Raw genomic sequence first — 20,818 nt, 5'->3', positions numbered from 1 at the left:
CCGCACGCGCCAAGCGTTCACTTACAGGGGGCTCACCTCCCTCCCGTACTCTCGTCCTCATGTCGCTCTACGCCGCCTACGCAGGCAACCTCGACGCGCGGCTCATGACCCGCCGCGCCCCCACTCCCCGTTGCGCGGCACCGGCTGGCTGGACGGCTGGCGGCTCACCTTCGGCGGTGAGCAGATGGGCTGGGAAGGTGCCCTGGCGACCCTGGTGGAGGACCCGCTGCGGCAGGTCTTCGTGGGGCTGTACGACATCGCGCCGATCGACGAGGAGTCGATGGACCGCTGGGAGGGCGTACCGCTCAGCATCTACCGGCGTACGACCGTTCGGGTGCACACCCTGGACGGCGAGGTCGCCGCCTGGACGTATGTGCTGAACGACTACGAGGGCGGGCTGCCGAACGCCCGCTACCTCGGTGAGATCGCGGACGCCGCGGAGTCGTGCGGCGCGCCCCACGACTACGTGATGGAGCTGCGCAAGCGCCCCTGCTGAACCGCCGGCACCGCGGCCCGCCACCCGTCCCGGCGGTGTCCTAACCTCCCGCCGGCGCGGTCGTCAATCAGCGGATCATCCGAAATTCCGAGGACGCTCCGCTGGGACGTCTACGCGCGTAGGCCGGAACCGGATACCCTCGTGCGCGTGAACGCTTCTGTTAATCCCGACCCGTACGGCGCCGCCGATGCCGCCGCCGCCCGCCTGCGCGAGCTCACCGGCGCCGAGACCCATGACGTCGCCCTCGTCATGGGCTCGGGCTGGGTCCCCGCCGCCGACCAGCTCGGCACCGCCGACGCCGAATTCCCGATCACCGAGCTCCCCGGCTTCCCGCCCCCCGCCGTGGCCGGCCACTCGGGCAAGGTCCGCTCGGTCATGATCGGCGGCGTCCGCGCCCTGGTCTTCCTCGGCCGCAACCACCTCTACGAGGGCCGCGGTGTCGCCACCGTCGTGCACGGTGTCCGCACCGCCGTCGCCGCGGGCTGCAAGACCGTCGTCCTCACCAACGGCTGCGGCGGACTGCGCCCGCACTTCCGCCCCGGCCAGCCGGTCCTGATCAGCGACCACATCAACATGACGGCGACCTCGCCGATCGTGGGCGCCAACTTCGTGGACCTCACCGACCTGTACTCCCCGCGGCTGCGCGCGCTGTGCAAGGAGGTGGACGACACCCTCGAGGAGGGCGTCTACGTCCAGCTGCCCGGCCCGCACTACGAGACCCCCGCGGAGATCGGCATGGTCCGCGCCATCGGCGGTGACCTCGTCGGCATGTCCACCACGCTGGAGGCCATCGCCGCCCGCGAGGCCGGCGCCGAGGTGCTCGGCATCTCCCTCGTCACCAACCTGGCGGCGGGCATGACCGGCGCGCCGCTCAACCACGAAGAGGTCCTCGAAGCCGGCCGCGAGTCCGCCACGCGGATGGGCAGCCTGCTGGGCCAGGTCCTCGGCCGCCTGTAGGACTGCGTCCGGCTTTGGGCCGGCGGATGCTCTCGGGTGCCTGGCCTGCCAGGCACCCGAGAGCATCCGCCGCGCGGAACAATCCGCAGACGGCTCCCGATCAGGAGCTCCTGTGACTACTCCCCCTCGCCAACGAGGGGCTTCTCACTCGGCCCCGCGGAGCCTCATGACGGCCAAGCCCTGACCGCTTCCGCTGAGGGAAGGCCGGCAACCATACCTGCAACGCTGCGGCACTCCGGGTCGCAGGAATCAAGAGTCGCTTCAGCTCCGGCGTGTCAGCCGGGGAACCCAGCGAAGGAGTTCTGATGGGAATCGACAAGCCCCAACTGCTGCAGCAGGCACGCACCTGGCTCGGCGAGGACCCGGACCCGGACACCCGGGCGGAGCTGGAGGCGCTCCTGACGGCGGTGGAGGCCGGTGACGAGGCAGCTGCGGCCGGGCTGGAGGAGCGGTTCTCCGGGACGCTCCAGTTCGGCACCGCCGGGCTGCGCGGCGAGGTCGGGGCCGGCCCGATGCGGATGAACCGCTCGGTGGTGATCCGGGCGGCCGCGGGCCTCGCGGGCTATCTGAAGGCGCAGGGGCAGACCGGCGGCCTCGTCGTCATCGGCTACGACGCGCGCCACAAGTCGTACGACTTCGCGCGCGACACGGCGGCCGTGATGACCGGCGCGGGCCTGCGGGCGGCGCTGCTGCCCCGCCCGCTGCCCACCCCTGTCCTCGCCTTCGCCATAAGGCACCTCGGCTCGGTGGCCGGCGTCATGGTGACCGCGAGCCACAACCCCCCGCAGGACAACGGCTACAAGGTCTACCTCGGCGACGGCTCCCAGATCGTGCCGCCCGCCGACGCGGAGATCGCCGACCAGATCGAGGCGGTCGGCGCGCTCGCCGACGTACCGCTGGCCGCGGACGGCTGGGAGGTCCTCGGCGACGACGTCATCGACGCTTACCTGACCCGGGCGGCCGGCGTCGTGGCGCCGGGCGGCCCGCGCGACGTGTCCGTCGTCTACACACCGCTGCACGGGGTGGGCCGCGAGGTCCTGATGGCGGCCTTCGCGCGCGCCGGCTTCCCGGCCCCGACGCCCGTCGCCGAGCAGGCGGAGCCCGACCCGGACTTCCCGACGGTGGCCTTCCCCAACCCGGAGGAGCCGGGGGCGATGGACCTGTCGTTCAAGGCCGCGCAGTCCCTCGGCCCGGACATCGTCATCGCCAACGACCCGGACGCCGACCGCTGCGCCGTCGCCGTCCCGGACCGCTCCTCGGCGTCCGGCTGGCGGATGCTGCGCGGTGACGAGGTCGGCGCGCTGCTCGCCGTCCACCTGGTGAACAAGCACGCGACGGGCACCTTCGCCGCGTCCATCGTGTCGTCCTCGCTGCTCTCCAAGATCGCCGCCGCGGCCGGGCTGCCCTACGAGGACACCCTCACCGGCTTCAAGTGGATCGCCCGCGTCGACGGCCTGCGCTACGGCTACGAGGAAGCGCTGGGCTACTGCGTCGACCCCGCCGGCGTCCGCGACAAGGACGGCATCACCGCCGCCCTGCTCATCGCCGAGCTGGCCGCGTCCCTCAAGGAGCACGGCCGCACCCTCGACGACCTCCTGGACGACCTGGCCCTCGACCACGGCCTGCACGCCACCGACCAGCTCTCCGCGCGCGTCGCCGACCTCTCCCTCATCGCGGACGCCATGACGCGGCTGCGCGAGAAGCCCCCGACGGTCCTCGCGGGCCTCACCGTCGCCTCCGCCGAAGACCTCGCCGAGGGCAGCGAGCAGCTCCCGCCCACCGACGGCCTCCGCTACACCCTGGCCGGCGACACGGCCTCCGGCGTCGAGTCGGCCCGGGTGATCGTGCGCCCGAGCGGCACCGAGCCCAAGATCAAGTGCTACCTCGAGGTCGTCGTCCCCGTCACCACCCTCACCGAGGCCCGCACCACCGCGGACACGGTCCTCGCCGCCCTCAAGAAGGACCTGGCGGCCGCCGCCGGCATCTGAGGATCAGCCGAACCGGCCGTTGACGTAGTCGGTGGTGCGCGGGTCCTGCGGGTCGCTGAACATGGCGTCCGTGGGACCGTGCTCCACGATGACGCCCGGCGTGCCCTGCTCGGCGAGGAAGAACGCGCAGGTATCCGACACCCGCGCGGCCTGCTGCATGTTGTGGGTGACGATCACGATGGTGACCTCCGACGAGAGGTCCGCGATCGTCTCCTCGATGCGGCGGGTCGACGTGGGGTCGAGCGCCGAACACGGCTCGTCCATCAGCAGCACCCGCGGCCGCACCGCCAACGACCGCGCGATGCACAACCGCTGCTGCTGCCCCCCGGACAGCGCGCCACCGGGCTGCCGCAGCCGGTCCTTGACCTCCTTCCAGAGCCCCGCCCGCGTCAGACACTCCTCGACCAGATCGTCCCGCCCGGCCCGGGTGGACTTGATCCCACCGAGCTTCAGCCCGGCGAGCACGTTGTCGTAGATCGACATCGCGGGGAACGGGTTCGGCTTCTGGAACACCATCCCGATCTGCCGGCGAGCACTGGTGATGCGGCGCCCCCGGTCGTAGATGTCCTCCCCGTCGAGCAGCACCTGCCCGGCGAGCGAGGCGGACCCGATCAGCTCGTGCATCCGGTTCAGCACCCGCAGGAACGTCGACTTGCCGCAGCCGGAGGGCCCGATGAGGGCGGTGACCTGGCGCGCGGGCATGGTCAGCGAGACCCGGTCGAGCACCTTGTGATCGCCGAACCAGGCGGAAACAGCGTCGGCCTGCAGCGTGGCAGCGCCTTCCTCCCCGCTCTCACTGAGAACCGGAAGTACCTCGGTATCAGTCATCGTGCAGAACTCCGTTCTCAGAGCAGATTGGGCAACAGACAGGTCGCGGCCCCGGACGCGGCGACCCCGAGGGCGGTGAGCACGGGCATTGCAGTGATCCAGGTCTGCCAACGCCCCCAGCGGCGATGCGTCCACACGGTGAGCAACGCGGCCGCCAGCAGCGCCTGCGACCACAGATAGACCGACAACCAGGCGCCGTTCTCGGTCCCGAGCGGCTTCTCGGCGGCATCGATCCAGCCCGCCCGCCGCGGCCGGGGCGGACTCGGCTGCGTCTCCGACACCAGATCCGCATCGACCCGAACCACCCCGGACGGCGTATACGCACCCCCGGTCGCGGTGATCAACGTCAGCCGCCCCTTGCCCGCACCCAGAACCGCGGGCAGCGGATCACCGTCCCCGCGGACCCCCGTGACGCGGTACTCGGCGGTGGCCTGACCGGTCGTCACCTTGATCACCGCACCCACCGGCAGCCGGGCAACCTCGTTGAACGGCCCCCCGTACCCCCACGCCCGCCCCATGATCTGGCTGGTGCCCGCCTGCCCGGGAAACGGAGTATCTCTCCGGTGCCCCGGCCCCGACCGCAGCACACCCGACGTGGTCCCCTCGAAGACCACCTGCCTCAGCCCGAGCGCCGGAATCCGCAACAACGCCATGGGCGCCCCCGCTTCCAACGGCTTACCGTCGAACGTGGTCTGCCCCACCGGCGCGGTACCCATGGCGAGCTCCGCGCGCAGATCGTCGTACGCGGTCCGCTGATCACGCGCATGCTGCAGGTGCCCCACGATCGTCAGATTGGCGGCGAAGCCCAGCAGCAACGCCGCGAGAACACACAACGCGGCACCCGCCAACGCGATACCGGGCGCGGGAGCCGGCCGTTCGGCGACGGGCTCCGGGGACCGCACAGGGGGCGGGGCGGGAGGGGCGAGCACGGTCACGGGGATGCGCTCCAAGTGGTCGAGAAAGGGCGGGTCTAGCCCGCCGCAGGGCTTGAACGAGAGGGGGACGGGCCCGGAGGAGTGGGGTTCGAAATGCTGCCGAGCTATTTGTGAGCCGCCAGGCTCGTCAATAGTCGATTTCGAACCCCACTCCGGAGGGACTGGTCCCCGACGATCAACGGTGCCGAGGAGAACCGAACGTCAACAACCCACTCCGCCGCGCATGCCGCACGAACACGACACCCGCCACAGCCAGCACACCCGCAGCCACCCCCAGCGGCAGCGCCGCCCCGGCACCGGTATGCGCGAGACTCCCGTTACCACCAGCAGTCCCGCCGCCGGAACTACCGGCACCGCCGGACCCCCGCCCGCACCCCCGTCACCGGAAGTCCCCCCGGACGTCGTGTCACCCGTCGTCCCGGACGCCGTAGGCGAACCCGTATCCGTAGCCGTGGGCGACCCCGTGTCCGTGGGCGACGGAACCCCGGTGTCAGTGGGGGTCGGAGACCCCGTATCCGTATCCGACGGCGTCGGCGACTGCGTCGCACCCGTGATCGTGTACGTCACCACAGCAGACGTCGACGCCACGAACGCCGCCGGATCCGCCGGCGTGAACCGTGCCGTCAGGTCATGCGCGCCCGCGGCCAGCGCGGACGTCTTCACCGTGGCCTGCCCGGCGACCACGTCCGCCTCCCCCACCCCCGTCGCGCCGACGAAGAACGCGAGCTTGCCGACGGCCCCCGCCGGGTCGACGGCGCCCGTCAGCGTCACCTCGGCGCCCGCGGCGGCGGTGCCCGCCGGGCTCGCCGTCAGGGTGGTGGCGGTGGGTACGGCCTGGGACTTCACCGTCCAGGTGTCACCGGTGCTGGTGATGGTGGTGGAGAAGCCGGCGGGCGCCGCGTCCCCGGTGCCGTTCCAGCAGGTGACGCGCAGCTCGTGGTCACCGTCGGCGACCGGCGCGCCGATGACGTCCGCCAGGGTTCCGCCGATCGCGTCGTAGGTGAGGGTGAACGGCCCGGTGTCGAAACCGCCGGACTCCCGGGCGCCGGGGATGGTCACGGCGGAGCCGTCCGGCATGACGAACTGGAGGGCCGCCGACGCGCCGAAGCCCGCCGGGCAGCCCGCGGAGGTCCGCAGGGACGTCAGGAACGGGTCGGCGGTGAGGTCGCCGCCGGCCGGCGTCGGCGCGAACGTCCCGGCGCTGTCACCGGTCCCGGCGTGCGCCGACGGAGCCGCGCCGAACAGGGCGGCCGCGGCCGCGAGGAGGACCGCCGCCAGCGCGAACAAGGCGGCCGGGACTTTCCGTGGTGCGATGACGATCATGGTGGCGATCCCCCCAAGGGATGTACCGCGGTCAGGACGGAAGCCGGGCGCCTGTGAGGCGCCCGGCCGTCGAACGGGGTGTCAGGTCGAGTCAGGTCAGGTCAGCTCCGGTACAAGGTCACTTCTCGCCCTTGACCGTGGTCGCGCCGCAAGCGGTGCCGAGCGAGCCGAAGCCGTAGTTCTGGATGACGGTGGTCTGGGCGCAGACCTTCGACGTCGTGCCGACGAAGGTGGAGGAGATGAGCGCGTCCGTGAGCTTCGCGGTCGGGACGACGTTGTAGACGTCGCGCACGATCGGGAAGGAGGTGTTCAGGACGCCCGAGGTGGTCGGGGCCACGCCGTTGACGTTGCGCAGTACGGACGAACCGCGACGGTTCGGCACGTTCGGCAGGCTCTTGCCCTGCGCGATGTACTGGGCGATCGAGTACGGCATGATCTGGCTGTTGTTGGTAAGGGCCAGGCCGTTGTTCTCCTGGATCGTGCCGTTGACGCACGAGCCGATCGTGGCGTCGGTCAGGCCGAGGGTGTTCAGCCAGAACTTCCGCGTGCCGGAACCGGTCTGCGGCAGCAGCGGCTGGAGCGTCACGCCGTTGAGCGACGTCAGCGTGCACTTGTAGATATCGGTCAGCTGGGTCTTGGTGAGGTTCGTCGGCAGGGCGCTGAAGGAGCGCGTGGCGTAGGTGACGCCGTCCTTCGCGAACGGGATGAAGGTCAGGTCCGTGGTGCTGGTGTCCGACGGGCCGCTCGAGGAGCGCGCGAAGTCGAGGCAGCCGGTGCTGTTGTCCACGGCGTTGTTCAGGGCGGCGATACCGGCCCCGGAACCGTCGGGGCGGGCGAGGGTGTCACAGCCCACCGCACGCGTCTTGATGGGGGAGGTTCCGGTCGCGTCGTAAGAGGCGATGATCTTGCCGCTCGCGTTCGTGACGACGTCGCCGAGACCGTTCACCACGTCCTGGGTGGTGTCGGAACCGACTCCGGCGAGCTGCCGGTACTCGCCGGCCGGCGGGTTGGCCGCGGCGGGGATGGCCATGGCGGCGAGGCTGATGGCGGCAGTCGCGGTGATGAAGCCGATACGAGCGCGGGACTTGACGTTCACTTCTGTTCTCCTCCGAATAAACGGATACCGAATGGACGTTCAAGCAAAATCCGGACTTTCGTGCTGCCGACCCGTCGGCCGGCCACCGCAAACAATTCCCGAATTTCGTTGCGGTGGCCACCAATTGGGGCGGATGAAAAGGTTACGGGAGGGTTTCCAAGGCACCCCTTAGGGGATTCGGCGCAGAAAATGCGATTCCCGGAACTCGCCCGCCATTCCCACCAGGCACCACGGATGCCCCGGGCTGCCACGGCCGGACCGGGGCCTCAGGACCGCCGGCGCCACACCCCCCACTTGAGCATCGCCGGGCCGGCCAGCGCCGAGCCGCCGCCCGCGACGAGGACGGCCAGCAGCACCCAGCGGATGGCGCCGAGCACCGCGCCCGGCGTGGAGCCGGTGGCGCGGACGACGCTCTGCTTCTGCGGATCGATGTGCTTGGCGGGGTTCACGGGCGGGGTGGCGGACGCCGGCGGCCCGCCGGACGTGCCGCCGGTGCCGCCGCCGGGACCGCCGGTCGTCGCTCCGCCGCTGCCGCCGGACGAGCTCCCGTGCGCGCCGCCCGCGGCTCCCGCGCCGGCCGTGGTGCCGCCGTCCGCCCCCGACGGGTCCTTCGCCTTCTCCAGGGCGGTGGCGGCGGCGAGCGCCTGGGTGCGCAGCGCCTGCGGCATGGGCGCGTAGCCGGGCGGCAGCTGGCCCGCCGACACGCCGGGCGTCTGGCCGGGCCCCGCCGCGTACCGCATGAGCCGGCTGTACGCCGCGCGGTCCGCGGCGGGCCGGCCGGTCGAGGCGGCGGCGTACGTGACGGTGGTCAGCGGGTACGCCCCGCCCCTGGCGCTCGCGGGGTCGGGGGTCAGCACCCCGGGGACGGCCGACGGCCGCATCGTGCCGACGCCCTTGGCGAGGGCGTCGTTCGTCGGCTTCACGAACGTGCCGTCCGCGGTGCGCAGCGCGGCGGTCCGCAGTCCGTACCGGGCCGCGGAGGCGGAGTCGACGAGGGCGATGACGGCGCGGTCGCCGGGCTTGGAGGCCTGGCTGACCAGCTTCGCCTTGTGGGCGTTGCTGTCGAGCTCGGCGACGATCGTCCGCCCGGTGTTGCCGCGCCGGGTGCGCTGGGCGCTGTCGTGCATGTCCTGGGTGTACGGGTCCAGGTCGGTGATCCCGTACTGGAGCGGGTCGTTCGGGGGTACGGAGAGCGCGGGCGACAGCGTCGGGTCGGACTTGGGGAAGTCGGTCAGACCGGTGTCCTTGTCCAGGGTGAGGCTGCCGAAATACGGATTGATCTTCGCGCCCCATGGATCCGGCTTCCCCGCGAGGAAGTCCCTGGCCTCCGGGTCCGACCGCAGCCACTGCCAGACCAGGCGCGCGGTGTCGGACTCGTCCAGCGGCACCAGCAGGGAAAGCGGCCTGGCCGCGTCGACCGCCCAGTTCTTGTACTGCGGATTGAGGGCGATGAATTCCGGGTCGTTGCGCAGTGACGCCGGATTCTTCGCCACATGTGCGGGCGGCTGCGCCAATTGCCAGCCGGGCACATCACGGATATAGGAATGCGTGAGCATCTTCGCCACGAGCCGCGGCGTCAGTCTCATTTCCTGCAGTTCGCCTGAGCCCGGCGTCTCGATGTAGAACCCGAGGGTGAGGCCGGAGACCGCGACCGGCGCGTGCACGACCGGTGGCCCGCCTTCCGCGGCCTCCACCGGGTCGAGGGTGAACGCCAGACCGGGGGCGTCGGCGGCGGTCGCCGTCACCTGACGGCGGGCGTAGGGCTCACCGCTCTGGCTGAACCCGAACGTCGTGCCGGTGCTCTGGCAGAGCGTGGGCTGCCAGGACGTGAGGGCGTCCGTCACCATCTCCGAGCCGATGGTGCGGGACTCGGGCTGGCCGATCGGGCAGTAGGAGCCGGTGGCCAGGAAGTCCAGCCGGAAGACGAGCCGTTGCTCCCAGCTGGTGGTGGAGAGCCCGGAGGAGTCGATCTTGTCCCCGGCGTTCGCCGTCGTGCCGTCCGCGTCGTGCGCTCCGCGCGGCACGACGACCAGCCAGCAGTGCCGCGGGCCGGCGGCCGTGGCGTCGCCGCAGCCGAGGTGGGGCGCCTGGACGACGGTCTGCGCCTCGAAGACCGACTCCCCGGTGCCGTCGGCTCCGACGCGGACGAAAGGCTGCTCGTTGGTGTCGATCGGCCCGAAGTAGGTGAAGTCCGTGGACGACTTGGTCGGCTTTCCCTTGACCGGCCGGAACGGCACGAAGGGGTTGTCGAAGGGGTGCGCCGGGTCCAGGACGTAGGTCTTCTCGCCGGGGTCGACCTGGTCGGGCAGCGCGCGCTGGCTGGCCCACCGGCCGCCGGTGCCGCCGATGCCCGAGGCGCCGAACTCGCAGTTCTCCCGGTCGGGCCCGTTCTGGCCGTCGCCCCAGCACTGCATGATCTGCAGGTAGTTGGAGGTGAACTCGGTGTCGGTGGTCGGCGCGCCGCCGGTCCAGGTCACCCGGACGCCCTGTGCCCGCAGCTTCTTCGTCTGGTGGACGGTGACCTTCAGGGCGGAGAAGTCGTCGTAGCGGCCCTTGCCGCCGGAGAGCGTGACGGCCGACTCCTCGCCGTCGGCGGCGCTGGCCCGGGACGTGGTGACGGGCAGCGGCAGCAGGGCGATGACGAGGGCCGCGAGGAGGGCGGCGACGCCCAGCACCCGCCGGCTCATGCACCGGTTCATCAGCCGGATCGCGGGCCCGTTCCTGCTGGTACGGCTGCTGGTACGGCTGCTCATGCGTCCGCTCCCTTGCGCGGGATGCGGGCAGCCCGGCCGCCGCGGGCTCCCAGCGCGCGGGCGGCGATCGGCGGGCCGACGACCACGCCGAGCAGCAGGATCGCGGAGAGGGCCATCAGCGTGGTGCGCAGCGCGCCCTGCCCGTCCGCGGCGAGGGAGACGGGGTTGCCCGCCACGGTCGCGTCACCGCCACCGCCGCTGTCGGCCGGCAGCTGCTCCCCGGTGTCCGGGTCGATGGCCGTGGCGCCGGTGGTGCCGGTCGTCGCGCCCGCCGTCGTGGCACCGGCGGTGGTCCCGCCCGCCGCGGTACCGCCCGCCGTACCGCCGAACGTGCCGGCCGTCGTCCCGCCGGTGACGCCGGACGAACCGCCGGACGAGCTGCCGCCGTTGGCGCCGGCCTTCACCGGCGTCTGCTGGTTCTTGGCGCCCGCCGTGCCCGTCGAGCACTGCTTCGTCCCCCGCTGGTCGCAGGGCTGCGGGTACGGGGCGTTCTTGGCGAGGGTGTTGGAGCCGTCGGCGGAGAAGGTGGGGTTGCGGCAGCCCTTGATGTCGACGTTCTTCGCCTCGACGCCGGGGATCCGGCGGACCTGTGAGAGCCCGGCCTGCACCAGGTTGATGGGCAGCGGCGAGTAGCCGAGCTGGTCGGCCTGCTGCTGCCCCTCGCAGAGGAAGTAGTAGGCGAAGGCCCCGAGCGTTCTGCCCTTGTCCTCGGTGAACGGCGCTTCGTTCGTGGTCGGGACGATCATGTAGCTGTAGCTGGACAGCGGGTACGCCCGGCGGTCACCGGAGCGGTAGACGTTGTCGAGGATCTGCGTCAGATAGTCCGTGGAGTTCTTGTCGTCGTTGATCCGGGCGGACATCAGGCCCACCGCGACGCTGGAGGCCGTCGGCTCGACGTAGTAGCCGCTGCTGTTGAGCAGCTTGGCGACGGGGAAGCCGGTCTTGATCGCGTACGAGTACTCGACGTACGTGATCGCGCCCTCCGCCTGGGGCTGCCGGACGTAGCCGGAGACGCCGAGCGAACCGGACTGCGCGGTGAACCCGGAGCCGGGGATGACCGGGTAGTACGACGTCAGGCCGCACGGCGTCGGCTTTCCGGCGCGACGGCAGTAGTCGTTCCACAGGCCGCTCTGCTCCTTGGCCATCCAGGTGCTGAACTGCGCGGTGGTGCCGGAGCCGTCGGAGCGGACGACGGGGATGACGCGGCGCGCCGGGAGCGTCAGGCCGGGGTTGTCGGCCGCGACCTCGGGCGCGTTCCACATGGTGATCTTCCCGGTGAAGATCTTGGTGAGCACCGCGCCGGACAGCCGCAGGTTGGTGACCCGCTTGCCGCCGATCTTGAGGTTGTACATGAAGGAGGTGCCGCCCGCCACGATCGGCATATAGGCGTAGCCGCGCTTCGGCGGCGCCTCCTTCACGCCGAACTCGGTGAGTCCGTACGGGATCTCCGAGACGCCGAAGTCCGAGACCCCGTTCTTGAACTGCTCGCGCCCGACGGACGATCCGACCGCTGCGTAGTTCACCGTCATGCCGTACTGGGTGACGTTGCGGCGCCACTGGTCCAGCGCGTTGGAGCTCCAGGTCGACCCCGCCCCGCTGATCTTGGTGTACGAGTCGGCGTGCGCGGCGGGAGCCGCGGGCAGCTCGACGGCGAGCAGCACGCAGAGGAGCGCGAGGAACGCGGCGACGGCGCGGATGCGATACGCACCGCGCGCGGACATGGGTACGGGTACGGGTGCGGGTATCACGAGGCACTCCTGGTCGGGGCGGATGCACGGGAGCCGGAGTCGATCCGTTTCGCGGCCTGTTCGTCGGCCTGTTCGTCGGCCTGTTTCTCGGCCCGTGCGGCGAACCGGGCCGCGTCGCGGCGCGAGGCCAGCACGCGGCGGTGTTCCTGGCGGCGGGTCAGCCGGCCGGGGCCGCGCCCGCCGATCACCCGGGCGGCGACGAACAGCAGCAGGACGAGCGCCATCAGCACCGCGGCCGTGCCGAATCCGCGGGCGATCATCGTCGGCTCGGGCGACTTGATGAACTCGAACGTGGCCAGCGGCAGCGAGATCTGCGGCCCCGACAGCGGATCGGTGTTGGTGACGGCGGTGAAGCCGGCGGTGAGCAGCACCGGCGAGGTCTCGCCGATGCCGCGCGCGGTGCCGAGGATCACGGAGGTGGTGAGCCCGGATCTGGCGGTGGGCAGCACCACGTGCCACACCGTCCGCCAGCGCGAGGTGCCGAGCGCGTACGCGGCTTCGCGCAGCGGGCCCGGCACCAGCCGGATGACGACGTCGGCGGCGCGGATGATGATCGGCAGCATCATCACGGAGAGCGCGAGGGCGGCGGCCAGTCCTGAGCGGTCGAGACCGAGGGTGAGGATCGCGGTCGCGTAGATGAACAGGCCCGCGACGATCGACGGCAGGGCCGTCATCGCCTCCACGATGGTCCGCACGAAGCGGGCGAACCGGCCCGGCACCTCGTTGAGGAACACCGCGCACAGCAGCCCGGTCGGGACGGTGACCACCAGCGCGATCCCGATCTGTTCCAGCGTGCCGGTGATCGCGTGCAGGATGCCGCCCGCCGACAGCGGGTCGAGCGGCCCGGCCGACGCCATGTCCTGCGTGTAGAAGTTCAGGTGCGGCAGCGCCTTGCGGCCCTCCCACAGGGTGTAGACGACGACGAAGGCGAGCGCGGCGAGCATCAGCAGGCCCAGGCTCTGGGCCAGGACGGCCGCCACCCGGTCGCGGACGGCGGGACCGTCCTCGTCGAAGGAGACCAGCAGCGCGTACAGCCCGAGGAAGAGCCCGTACGCGATCAGCGTGAAGCCGAGCCCGCCGCTGAACGGCAGCAGCCGGGTGAAGAGCAGCGCGGTGATACTCAGCGAGGCCGCCGCGGCGCCCAGCACCGCGTACACATCGGTGGCGCGCAGCAGCGCGAGCCGGCGGCGCGGCTCGCGGGGGCTCTCGGCGGCGGGAGGCGTCGGGGGAAGGGTGGTGCGCGGGGAGTTCCGGGCACTCATGGCGCTGTCTCCGCGCGGCGGGGCGACGAGGGTCATCGGGCCTTCCTCAGGAGTCGCTGGCCGCGCCGGAGCGGCTGCGGGCGACGATCGACGATGCGGCGAAGTTGACGACGAGGGTCATCAGGAAGAGCGCGAGGCCCGCGGCCATCAGCGCGGACATGCCGAACTCGCTGGCCTCGCCGTACCGCAGGGCGATCAGCGAGGAGACGGAGCTGGAACCGTTCTGCAGGATGTGCGGCTGGACGGCGAAGACCGGCGAGATGATCAGGTACACGCCGATGGTCTCGCCGAGCGCCCGGCCCAGGCCCAGCATCGTGCCGCCGATCATGCCGCCCTTGCCGAAGGGCAGCACGACGCTGCGGATCATGCCCCAGCGCGTCGCACCCAGCGCGTAGGCGCCCTCCCGCTCCCCGACCGGCGCCTGCGAGAAGACCTCACGCATCACCGAGCAGGCGATCGGCGCGACCATCAGCGCGACGACGATGCCCGCGACGAACGTGGAGGAGGTGTAGACGGTGGCGGTCGCGAGCGGATCCGACGGGTCGGCGCCGTCGACCTTGAACAGCGGGAACCAGCCGAAGTACCGGGCGATCCAGCGCGCCGTGCCCAGCACGTGCCCCTGGAGGAAGAACAGCCCCCACAGCCCGTAGACCACCGAGGGCACGGCGGCCATCAGGTCGACCAGACTGATCAGCGTCTGCCGCAGCCGGGGCGGCGAGTACTCGCAGATGTAGAGCGCCGTGCCGATGGCGAGCGGTACGGCGAAGCAGATCGCGACGAGCGCGATGAGCACGGTGCCGGTGAGGACGGCCGCGATGCCGAAGTTCCCGGCGTCGGGCTCCCACGCCTCGGTGGTGAGGAACGAGAAGCCGGCCTTCGACAGCGCTTGCCACGCCCGGTAGAGCAGGAACCCGCCGACCAGCAGCATCACCGCCAGCACGAACCCCCCACCGCCCCGGGCCACCGCGCGGAAGACACGGTCGGGCAGCCCGGGATCCGCGTGCAGCCGCCTCGGTACATCCTCGGCGGCGGCTGCCGCGGGTGGTCGGTCATGCGGTTCCGTTGTCACATGGCTGACGTTCACGGGGTGCGGTGGACGCGTGCGCAAGCCGATGTGAACGAGGGGCCCCGTAGAGGCAACTTCGGTTCACCCGGCGCCACTTACCGAACTTCGACCCCTTCGGAGGCGTCCTCCGTGGGGTGCGCGGATGTCTCCGCGGCACCGATCTCGGAAAGCAGCGCGCGGAAGCGGTCGTAGGCGGTCTGACAGGTCGAGTGCCGCTCGTAGGCCCGCGACGAGACGGCCACCGGCTGCCCGTCCGCACCGCGCAGCCGCCACACCCAGCCGTTGCTGTCGGCGGCGTGCTGCACTCCCCCGGGCAGCCCCTCCGACCCGGCGCACAACCGCTGGAACGCCCGCAGGCACTCCCCGTAGTCCGGGTAAGCGGTTGCGCCGACCGCCACCGTCCGCCCGTTCTGGGCGGTGAGCCGCCAGGAGTGAAATCCCTCGTCGTCGATGTCTATCCGACAGCGCGCACCGACCCCGGCCGCGCCCCCCATGTCCCCTGCTGCCATCCCCCACCCCTGCTGGCCGTCTCAAGGAAGGCTGCATATGCGGCAGACATGCAGCACACGCAATGTAATGAGACTGCGCAGACAAAGGGCGTACTCACAGGAGCACCACAGCATGCCTTCACCACGAAGTTGCCCCTCGTTCACCCCACCCGAGCAAGCGCTCTCCGCCGCCCGGTTCAGCGGATCCCGGAGCGGACCCGCTGACGAAGCCGCTCGTCGGCAAGGGTCAGCGCGTCACGCCAAGCGAAGTCGGTCACCTCTTCGACCTGGAGTTCCCTCACATCGGCCGCGGTACGGAAGAGGAACCGGAAGTCGATGTGCTGGTGGCCGGGTTCACCTTTGGCGTCGTTGGCCGGGATCGGATGAGTGTCGATATGAACGGGCCGGCCGCTGACCGAGGTGACCGATTCCCTGGCGATACCCGTCTCTTCGGTGAGTTCCCGCAGTGCCGCGTCATGCAGCGTGGCGTCCTGCGGTTCGAGGTGGCCGCCGGGCAGCAGTCACTTGTCCAGAGCCAGGTGGTGAATGTGCAGGACCTCACCGCCCTGGTTGAGGAGAACCGCGCCGGCCGTGGCATGCCCGCGGAACTCCTTGCGGCTGCTGAGGTCGGCCCCGTCGTCGAGCAGCCCGAGCACGACGGACAGCGCGTCCTTCTCCTCAGGATGTGCGTCGAGGTACGCGTCGACTGTGGCGCGGATGTGTTCGGACGTGATGGCCAAGTCGATCACCTGTTGAAGTAGTTGAGCCAGATCGCCGCGATGGCGGCGCGGTCGGTCGCGCTGACCTCGTGCATACCGGATTCGAGGTCACCGCGGGTGAGCATCCTGATGGCCGCCAGGATCTCGGCCTGTACCAGGAAGATGAAAGGCCCCACGCTGGCGCCGTGCAGAAAGTTGACGGCGTTGCCGCCGTTGGCCAGATAGAAGTAGTGGCCCGTGGTCCGGTAGCGGGTCACGTGCTCGCTCACCGTCGCTCGTGTGTAGACGTCCGGTAGTCCGAGCAGTTCCAGTTCATCCTCACTGCTGGTCACGGTGGCGACGTACGCTCCATTGCGCAAATGCGGGAAGTCCTCCCCGCGTAACGAGATCGCGCCCGTGGCGCAGAGCACCAGCACTGCCCCGTTCAGCGCGCTCTCACGGTCCCGGGCGACGGCGAAGCCCTGAGAAAGCGCCTGGGTCCGTCGGACAGGGTCGATGTCGAAGACGGTCACATGAACGCCCTTGGACTGCAGCAGGCGGGCAATGCTTGATCCGAGCTTGCCGAACCCGATCACGAGGGCCGGCCGCCCGTGCAGGATGTCGCCGCGCCCGCGCATCACCGCCTCGGTGGAGAAGACCACGGACTGGCCGACGAGGAAGTCTTCGGGGTCCTTCAACGGTGAGCGGGCGACCGAGACGACCGGGCACGGCAGTTTGGCCAGATCCTCGTACCTCCGGTGTCCGTTCTCGGTGTCCTCGATCACCCCGACGAGACGACCGGAGAAGCGCTCCTGGAGATGCGGAATCGTCGGAGCGAAGTAACCACCGACATCAAGGAGCGCGACCGTCTCTCCTGCGGCCCGTGACTCGAAGTACTCCAGCGCGCTGTCGGCGACCGCGAACACTTCTCGGGAGAGAACGTCACAGGCGAAGCTCCGCTCCACCTCTCGCCGGGCCGAATGATTCACGGACTTCGGCTTGGGCAGCACAGCACGTAACCGGGACATCGCGCCCACCGCCCGCACGAACGCGGGCCTCTCGGGCAGCAGGTGCGTCACCAGGAAGGACGTCGCCAAGTCGTCCGGGGCGAACCGGGCGGCAATCTTGGCGAAGTAGGCGTCCAGGCGAGCTCGTTCGAAGGATTCCATGGCAGCCTCGATCAATTCGGGTGGGGTGGGTACGAGCTGGATACGTCGCCGGGGCAGAGCGTCAGGCTCGGGTACGCGGTCAGGCGTCCTATGCGGATCGGCCGCAGTCGTCGCCCGTCGGCTCCGCCGTGGATTCGGCCCTGAATCGCGACCAGACGACCTTGCCGATCGGTTCGTGCTCCTCGACGCCCCAACCGTCCGACAGCTCATCCACGATGTGCAGCCCCCGCCCGGAGACATCCGTACCGATGGAACGCCGAAGGTGCGGCACTGTCTTGCTGCTGTCGTGGACCTCAATGCGGACCCATCCGCCGACAGCGGCCACTCTCACGAGGAATCCGCGGCCGGGGGCAGCACCATGCGTGAGGGCATTGGAGGCGAGCTCCGACACACAGAGCCGCACATCGTCGGTTCGTCCTGTCAGGCCCCAGGCCACCAGAGTTGTGGTGGCGAAGTCGCGGGCTATGGCGATCGATGCCGGCACAGCGTCGAAGAATCGTTGCGCAGTCCCCGACGGGACGGGCTCGGAATGCATTGGGTCCATCGATCCCCCTGCAGCAGTGCCTCGCAAGGGTGTTGCGAAGCTCACAGCAAACCTTAAGGCGAATCGACTTAAGGTTGCAAGATGTCAGCAACCCCGCCTCCACGGTCCCTGGCGATACGTTGGAGGTCCGCCGATGGAAGGGATGGCCCTTGACGAACGAGGAATGGGAGAGCGAATCCACGCGGTACTTGACCCCTCGCGGGCAGGGCCGGTCGGACGCGTGGACGGAGGAGGCCGCAGAGAACAACCGTCGCGGTGGGCAGCGACTTCTCTCCGCGGGGATGGTCGTACCTCCACCTGAAGTCGCCCGGGCCCTGCGCCTCCCGGAGGGCGAGCAGGTGGTCGTACGACGACGCCTGATCCTGCTCGATGGCCTGCCCGTGGAGCTCGCGGACTCGTACTACCCGGCCCGCATCGCGGCCGGCACCGAGCTCGCCGAGCAGAAGAAAGTGCCTGGAGGAGCGGTCACGCTGCTCGCCCGGCTCGGCCACGTGGCGGGCCGCGTCGAGGAAGCGGTCACCGCACGTATGCCCACCGAAGCGGAACGGGAAGCTCTTCAACTCGGCGAACAGGACCCGGTGATCCTCCTGTCGCGGCTTATCCTCTCCGGTGACGATCAACCGATGGAGGCCTGCGTGATGACCATGACCGCAAGCGATCGCGTGCTGCGCTACCGGCTCCGGCTCGGCTGACGCATGCCCCACTGGAACGACACCCGGCCCGCCCATCAGCAGATCGCCGCGGAGCTGCGCGACCGGATCATGGCGCGCCGTTTGGAGCCGGGCAGCAAGCTGCCCTCCACGCAACAGCTGATGACCGAGTTCGGCGTGGTCGGCACGACCGTCCAGAAGGCGCTCCAGATCCTGAAGGCCGAGGGCTTCGCCGTCGGGCAGCCCGGAAGAGGGGTCTTCGTCCGCGAGCGGCCGAACCACACCATCGTCCCGGCCTCGTACATCGCCCCGTCGGAGAGCGGCGCGCCGTATCGGTGGATGGAGCGGGCGGCGGCCCGTTCGCGGACCGGAGCGACCCGGATTCTCGATGTCGCGGAGGTTCCGGCCCCACACGATGTCGCCGAAGCGCTCGGGCTGGCGGACGGCGGGACCGCCGTACTCCGGTCCCGGCTCATGCTGCTCGACGACGAGCCGGCGGAGCTCGTGCGCTCCTATTACCCGGTCGAACTGGCCCGCGGCACTCGTCTCACCGACCGCCGGCGCATCCCCGGTGGATCACCGACGCTCCTCGCCGAGCTGGGGCTTCCACCCCGGGAGTTCGTCGACCGGGTCTCGGCGCGTCCCCCGACGTCCGAGGAGTTCACCGTGCTGGAGCTGCCGGCCGAGGTGTGCGTGCTGCGCACTTTCCGGGTCGTCCACTCCGACGGGGGCCGGCCCATCGAGGTCTCCGTGATGGTGAAGGCAGGCCACCTGTACGAGCTCGAATACCGCCTGCCCGTGCTCTGACCACCGGCCATCGGAACGACCCGGGGTCAGCCGATGGCGAGGAGGACGGCCAGGACGATGGCGCCGGTCACGATCGGGGCGATGACCTCGTAGGCCCAGCGGACGCTGACCTCGCCCTGGGCGCCGGGCTTGGCGGCGTTGGTTTCGGCGAGGTCGCGGAGTTCGTCGACGGCCTGGTCGGACCAGGCGCGGGCCGGGACCTCCGGGGCGTTGAGGAGGGAGGACTGCCGGGCCGTCGCGGTGGCGGCGCGGGCGGTCTGGCGGGCTACGCGCTTGCGGGCGCGCAGGGAGACCGGGATCGCCCAGAGCTGGAAGCGCTGACCGCCCGCGACGACCTCGGTGGAGTAGCCGGCCCGCAGGTGTTCCACGGCCGCCCACGGCACGGTGATCGTCCGGAACGGGTTGCGGATGCGGAGCCGTTCCTCGCCCGCGTAGACGGCGGGCCGGATCGTGAAGGCCGCCAGCAGGGGCAGCGCCGCCAGGAGCCCGGCGAGGGTCAGCCACGGGGTGCGTCCCGAGCCGTGGAACACCGCGTCGCCGCCGAGCCACAGGGACAGCGCGATCAGCAGCACGCCGGTGACGATGCCGGCCACCGACCGGTAGGAGCGGTCGTCGTACTTCGGCCGGTCGGGCTGCGGGGTCGGCGTGGGGTCGTCGGAACTCGTCATAAGGCCCGATTCTGCCTGACGGGTGCCGCGCGACCGGTCGCGCACAGGTTGCGGTACGGCATCGGGATAGATCGGTACGGCATCGGCGTGGATCGGGGAGGACTGAGCGGCGGAAGGAAATGGGGACGGCCACCCTGCCCGACACCGGTAGGAAAGGGGCCGGCCACCCCGTCCGGCCGCCCCCTCCGCCCTTGCGGCGCGGGCCCTGTGGGTCCGCAGCCCCCATGACCGGCACCGCGGGCCGAGGCGCCCGCCCGCCCCACCCAGGACGGCCCCGGGTGTGGCGAACGCATCAGGGGGGTGGTGGTGACAGGTCGCTACGCGCGTAGATATGCTCATGTGGTGACCATGCCCACTGTTCCCGCTTTCGGCCCAGAAGCCGCGGCCCGGCTGGCGACGATGGCGGACGTGACCGCCTCGGACACCGCACTCCGCCGCTTCCTCCACGGACTGCCCGGTGTCGATGCCGTCGGCCTCGAAGCCCGCGCCGCCATGCTCGGCACCCGTTCGATCAAGACGACGGCGAAGTCCTACGCCATCGACCTGGCGATCTCCATGATCGATCTGACCACGCTCGAAGGCGCGGACACCCCCGGCAAGGTCCGGGCTCTGTGCGCCAAGGGCATCCATCCGGATCCCACCGACCGCACGGCCCCCAAGGTCGCCGCGATCTGTGTCTACCCGGACATGGTGAAGACCGCGAAGGAGGCACTGCACGGAACCGGCATCAACGTCGCCTCCGTCGCCACCGCCTTCCCGGCCGGCCGCACCGCGCTGCCGGTGAAGCTCGCCGACACCGCTGACGCGGTGGCCGCGGGCGCGGACGAGATCGACATGGTCATCGACCGTGGCGCCTTCCTCTCCGGCCACTACCTGCAGGTCTTCGAGGAGATCCGCGCCGTCAAGACCGCCTGCCGGCGGCCGGACGGATCGACCGCCCACCTCAAGGTGATCTTCGAGAACGGCGAGCTGGCGACGTACGACAACATCCGCCGCTGCTCCTGGCTCGCGATGCTCGCGGGCGCCGACTTCATCAAGACCTCGACGGGCAAGGTCGCCGTCAACGCGACCCCGCCGAACACGCTGCTGATGCTGGAGGCCGTCCGCGACTTCCGCGACGCGGTGGGTGTACAAGTGGGAGTGAAGCCGGCCGGCGGCATCCGCACCACGAAGGACGCCATCAAGTACCTGGTGATGGTCAACGAGACGCTCGGCGAGGAGTGGCTGTCCCCGCACTGGTTCCGATTCGGTGCGTCCAGCCTGCTCAACGATCTGTTGATGCAGCGCCAGAAGCTCAGCACCGGGCGTTACTCCGGTCCCGACTACGTGACGGTGGACTGAC

Annotated in this window: 19 protein-coding genes and 1 pseudogene; 6 read left to right on the top strand and 14 right to left on the bottom strand. The window is 70.7% G+C overall.

Annotated elements, in window-relative coordinates; genetic code table 11:
• The first annotated feature begins 59 nt into the window (after positions 1-59).
• The 3 genes and pseudogenes from LNW72_RS25025 (at position 60) to LNW72_RS25015 (ending at position 3,441) form a co-directional block, all read left to right on the top strand.
• A pseudogene (locus tag LNW72_RS25025) lies at positions 60-496 on the top strand (gamma-glutamylcyclotransferase).
• Positions 497-643: 147 nt separating this feature from the next.
• Positions 644-1,453 carry a purine-nucleoside phosphorylase gene (locus tag LNW72_RS25020; protein WP_250977423.1) on the top strand — a complete coding sequence of 270 codons (810 nt, stop codon included), beginning with the start codon at positions 644-646 and terminating at the stop codon, positions 1,451-1,453.
• Between the two features lie 305 nt (positions 1,454-1,758).
• Positions 1,759-3,441: a phospho-sugar mutase gene (locus tag LNW72_RS25015; protein WP_250977422.1), complete on the top strand. Its 1,683-nt coding sequence runs from the start codon at positions 1,759-1,761 to the stop codon at positions 3,439-3,441.
• 3 nt (positions 3,442-3,444) lie between these two features.
• Here the strand turns inward: LNW72_RS25015 and LNW72_RS25010 are convergent, their stop codons facing one another.
• The 13 genes from LNW72_RS25010 to LNW72_RS24955 form a co-directional block, all read right to left on the bottom strand.
• Positions 3,445-4,269: a phosphate ABC transporter ATP-binding protein gene (locus LNW72_RS25010; RefSeq protein WP_250977421.1), complete on the bottom strand. Its 825-nt coding sequence runs from the start codon at positions 4,267-4,269 to the stop codon at positions 3,445-3,447.
• Positions 4,270-4,286: 17 nt separating this feature from the next.
• Positions 4,287-5,204: a sortase gene (locus LNW72_RS25005; protein WP_250977420.1), complete on the bottom strand. Its 918-nt coding sequence runs from the start codon at positions 5,202-5,204 to the stop codon at positions 4,287-4,289.
• 201 nt (positions 5,205-5,405) lie between these two features.
• Complete coding sequence (locus LNW72_RS25000) at positions 5,406-6,527, bottom strand: Ig-like domain-containing protein (protein WP_250977419.1); 1,122 nt, start codon at positions 6,525-6,527, stop codon at positions 5,406-5,408.
• Between the two features lie 118 nt (positions 6,528-6,645).
• Positions 6,646-7,623, bottom strand: coding sequence for a substrate-binding domain-containing protein (locus tag LNW72_RS24995; RefSeq protein WP_250977418.1), 978 nt, complete (start codon positions 7,621-7,623; stop codon positions 6,646-6,648).
• Positions 7,624-7,889: 266 nt separating this feature from the next.
• Entirely contained in the window at positions 7,890-10,376 is a 2,487-nt protein-coding gene (locus LNW72_RS24990) for a hypothetical protein (RefSeq protein ID WP_250977417.1), read from the bottom strand.
• Positions 10,373-12,124, bottom strand: a complete 1,752-nt coding sequence (gene pstS, locus LNW72_RS24985) for a phosphate ABC transporter substrate-binding protein PstS (protein ID WP_250977416.1) — start codon at positions 12,122-12,124, stop codon at positions 10,373-10,375. Before pstS ends, LNW72_RS24990 begins: the two co-directional genes overlap by 4 nt.
• Entirely contained in the window at positions 12,121-13,422 is a 1,302-nt protein-coding gene (gene pstA / locus LNW72_RS24980; RefSeq protein WP_250977415.1) for a phosphate ABC transporter permease PstA, read from the bottom strand. The genes pstS and pstA overlap by 4 nt, the downstream gene beginning before the upstream one ends.
• 10 nt (positions 13,423-13,432) lie before the next feature.
• Positions 13,433-14,455 carry a phosphate ABC transporter permease subunit PstC gene (gene pstC / locus LNW72_RS24975; protein ID WP_250977414.1) on the bottom strand — a complete coding sequence of 341 codons (1,023 nt, stop codon included), beginning with the start codon at positions 14,453-14,455 and terminating at the stop codon, positions 13,433-13,435.
• A gap of 92 nt (positions 14,456-14,547) precedes the next feature.
• The gene (locus LNW72_RS24970) at positions 14,548-14,961 is read right to left on the bottom strand and encodes a hypothetical protein (protein WP_250977413.1); all 414 of its coding nucleotides are present in this window, start codon (positions 14,959-14,961) and stop codon (positions 14,548-14,550) included.
• Positions 14,962-15,137: 176 nt separating this feature from the next.
• Entirely contained in the window at positions 15,138-15,458 is a 321-nt protein-coding gene (locus tag LNW72_RS41730; protein ID WP_308402148.1) for an NUDIX domain-containing protein, read from the bottom strand.
• A 3-nt stretch (positions 15,459-15,461) separates the two neighbouring features.
• Entirely contained in the window at positions 15,462-15,680 is a 219-nt protein-coding gene (locus LNW72_RS41725; RefSeq protein WP_308402026.1) for a hypothetical protein, read from the bottom strand.
• Between the two features lie 5 nt (positions 15,681-15,685).
• A complete protein-coding gene (locus LNW72_RS24960) occupies positions 15,686-16,807 on the bottom strand; it encodes an NAD(P)-dependent oxidoreductase (protein ID WP_250977412.1) in 1,122 nt (373 codons plus the stop codon).
• An 88-nt stretch (positions 16,808-16,895) separates the two neighbouring features.
• The gene (locus LNW72_RS24955; RefSeq protein WP_250977411.1) at positions 16,896-17,351 is read right to left on the bottom strand and encodes an ATP-binding protein; all 456 of its coding nucleotides are present in this window, start codon (positions 17,349-17,351) and stop codon (positions 16,896-16,898) included.
• Positions 17,352-17,500: 149 nt separating this feature from the next.
• Between LNW72_RS24955 and LNW72_RS24950 the strand changes: the two genes are divergently transcribed.
• Both LNW72_RS24950 and LNW72_RS24945 read left to right on the top strand, forming a co-directional pair.
• A complete protein-coding gene (locus tag LNW72_RS24950; protein ID WP_250977410.1) occupies positions 17,501-18,043 on the top strand; it encodes a UTRA domain-containing protein in 543 nt (180 codons plus the stop codon).
• Between the two features lie 3 nt (positions 18,044-18,046).
• A complete protein-coding gene (locus LNW72_RS24945; RefSeq protein ID WP_250977409.1) occupies positions 18,047-18,808 on the top strand; it encodes a GntR family transcriptional regulator in 762 nt (253 codons plus the stop codon).
• Between the two features lie 26 nt (positions 18,809-18,834).
• Here the strand turns inward: LNW72_RS24945 and LNW72_RS24940 are convergent, their stop codons facing one another.
• Positions 18,835-19,476: a PH domain-containing protein gene (locus LNW72_RS24940; RefSeq protein ID WP_250977408.1), complete on the bottom strand. Its 642-nt coding sequence runs from the start codon at positions 19,474-19,476 to the stop codon at positions 18,835-18,837.
• A gap of 348 nt (positions 19,477-19,824) precedes the next feature.
• Between LNW72_RS24940 and deoC the strand changes: the two genes are divergently transcribed.
• Entirely contained in the window at positions 19,825-20,817 is a 993-nt protein-coding gene (deoC, locus tag LNW72_RS24935; RefSeq protein ID WP_250980300.1) for a deoxyribose-phosphate aldolase, read from the top strand.
• Position 20,818: the final 1 nt, after the last annotated feature.

Source organism: Streptomyces sp. RKAG293 (assembly GCF_023701745.1).
Classification (GTDB): Bacteria; Actinomycetota; Actinomycetes; order Streptomycetales; family Streptomycetaceae; genus Actinacidiphila.
The sequence above is the reverse complement of the archived record's forward strand: the minus strand, read 5'-3'. Positions and strand labels throughout refer to the sequence as shown.